Annotated in this window: 2 protein-coding genes; both read left to right on the forward strand. The window is 43.4% G+C overall.

Annotated elements, in window-relative coordinates; genetic code table 11:
- The first annotated feature begins 45 nt into the window (after window positions 1-45).
- On the forward strand, window positions 46-1,605 hold the full coding sequence (gene istA / locus T472_RS02855; RefSeq protein ID WP_023387489.1) for an IS21 family transposase: 1,560 nt from the start codon (window positions 46-48) through the stop codon (window positions 1,603-1,605).
- Window positions 1,595-2,341: an IS21-like element helper ATPase IstB gene (gene istB / locus T472_RS02860; RefSeq protein WP_023387490.1), complete on the forward strand. Its 747-nt coding sequence runs from the start codon at window positions 1,595-1,597 to the stop codon at window positions 2,339-2,341. Before istA ends, istB begins: the two co-directional genes overlap by 11 nt.
- Window positions 2,342-2,363: the final 22 nt, after the last annotated feature.

Here is a 2,363-nt window from a genome sequence, read left to right on the forward strand (position 1 = left end):
AATGAAATTTTTTTAGTGGTATAAATTCAGGAAGTTAAGGTTAATATGTCCAAGGAAAAACAAATTTTGCAACTTCGCTCCATGGGCTACAGCCAGCGAAGAATTGCAGATACCCTAAAGGTATCAAGGAACACTGTCTCAATGGTGTACAAGGCGTCAATGGAGCATCCAATTTTAGAGGAAACATTAGATGCCTTGAATGAACTGGAACTTCGTCAGCTGCTTTTCCCAGAGGAGTCGAAGATTCCGACACTCGTTATGCCCGACTTTGATTACCTGCACAAGGAACTTCTGAAGAAAGGTGTGACACTAAGGCTTCTATGGGATGAGTATGTTGACACATGCCGGCACTCAGGCAAACCACCCTACATGTATTCCCAATTCTGCAAGTTGTATCAGGACTACGTCAACAAGCATCATCTTACAATGCACATCAAGCACAAGCCCGGTGATAAGACCATGGTGGATTGGACAGGTACAACGCTGCCTCTATATGACAAGGTTACTGGAGAAGCTTGCAAAGTATATCTATTTGTTGCCACTCTTCCGTTCAGCATGTACTGTTTTGCTAAAGCCTGCCTCACCATGAAAGAAGAGGATTGGATCAATGTGCATTTGAGCATGTATGAATACTTCGGAGCTTCAACAAGATTACTTATTCCAGACAACTTGAAGGTCGGAATTCTTAAGAACAAGAAATATGAAGACCCTATAGCGAACCGTGCTTATCAGGAACTGGCAGATCACTATAATACTGCGCTTCTTCCAGCCAGGCCATATCGTGCAAAAGACAAGGCTGCCGTTGAGGGGGCAGCGAACCAAGCCACAATCCACATAATTGCCAAGTTGCGTAATCGTAAGTTCTTCGGCATCAATGAACTGAATGTTGCCATAAGAAAAGAACTTGACTTGTTCAACCACAATGAATTCCAGAAAAGAGATGGAAGCAGGTATTCTGTATTCATGGAAGAGGAACTGCCCTTCATGCAGCCATTGCCATCATTCCCTTATGAATTTGCACAATGGAAAGTAGCCACGGTTCAGCTTAACTACCATATATCGCTGGATTATCAGAATTATTCTGTTCCGTATGAGTATGCCAAGAAAAAAGTTGATGTGAGATACTCCAAAAATCTGATTGAAGTTTTCTACAAAGGTTACCGCATATGTAGTCATAAGAGGCTATACGGACGGCGAGGACAATACTCCACAACTGTTGACCATATGCCGGTTAACCACCAGCTTTACAGCGAATGGGATGCATCAAGATTCCTGAGATGGGCTGAAGATATAGGTGATTCCACAAAGGAAGTAATAAAAAAGATATTAGACTCATACCGGGTGGAGGAACAGGCTTACAAGGGCTGCCTGTCCCTGTTGAAACTAACAGACAAGTATACTCCAGATCGTCTGGAGAGCGCTTGTAGAATAGCACTTGTCAGCATCCCCAACCCCCGGTATAAAAATATTAGGCTTATATTGGAAGCTGGTCAAGATAAAAAAGGTGAGCAGAATTCCAAGTCTCGTTCCTCCTCGCCTGAGTCAAATAAGCATGCCTACATAAGAGGTGCTGCTTATTATAGAGGTGATAGCAATGAAGAATGAGACAATCAGAAAGCTAAGGACCATGCGACTTCCAGCATTCGCTGAATCATACACTAATCAGATAGATAACGAGGTGGAGTACCAGCCATTGTCTTTCCACGAACGGCTGTCTCTACTGGTGGATGCTGAGTATGATTCCAGGCACAACAACAATATTCTGCGTTTGGTAAAGGATGCTAAGTTCGTGAATTCTTCTGCTTATCTTGGCAACGTAGAGTATCTACCCGACAGACATCTTGACCGTAATTTGCTGCAAAGCTTGGCCGGTAATGAATACATAAGACAGGGAATCAATGTACTTATAGTAGGGGCTACAGGATCAGGTAAGACATATATCTCAAATGCGCTTGGAGTCAATGCCTGCCAGTCTGGATACAAAACCAGATATATCCGCCTTCCTGAACTGTTCAGTGAATTTGAAGCGGCAAGGCTTCAAGGCAAGTATCAACAGATGTTGAAGCAATACCAAAAATACTCCTTGCTGATTCTCGATGAGTTTCTCCTTATTCCATCTTCCGAGTCCGAACAAAAGGACTTGTATGAACTCCTTGAATCACGCTGTGAAAAGTCCAGTACCATTGTCTGTTCTCAGTTTCTTCCAGAGGGATGGCACGAAAGACTTGGAGGTAGTGTTCTTGCAGAGTCCATCCTGGACCGCCTCACTCCCAATGCACACAGATTAATCATCGATGGAGATGTATCGATGCGCCAGAGGAAGTGGCGATCCCAAGATTAATGTTGTTAGAGCCGTAAAATTT

The sequence above is a fragment of the Youngiibacter fragilis 232.1 genome, from assembly GCF_000495435.3.
GTDB lineage: Bacteria > Bacillota > Clostridia > Clostridiales > Clostridiaceae > Youngiibacter > Youngiibacter fragilis.

Coding starts and splice junctions, on each gene's coding strand:
- istA (WP_023387489.1), top strand. CDS start 46: ATGTCCAAGGAAAAACAAATTTTGCAACTTCGCTCCATGGGCTACAGC.
- istB (WP_023387490.1), top strand. CDS start 1,595: ATGAAGAATGAGACAATCAGAAAGCTAAGGACCATGCGACTTCCAGCA.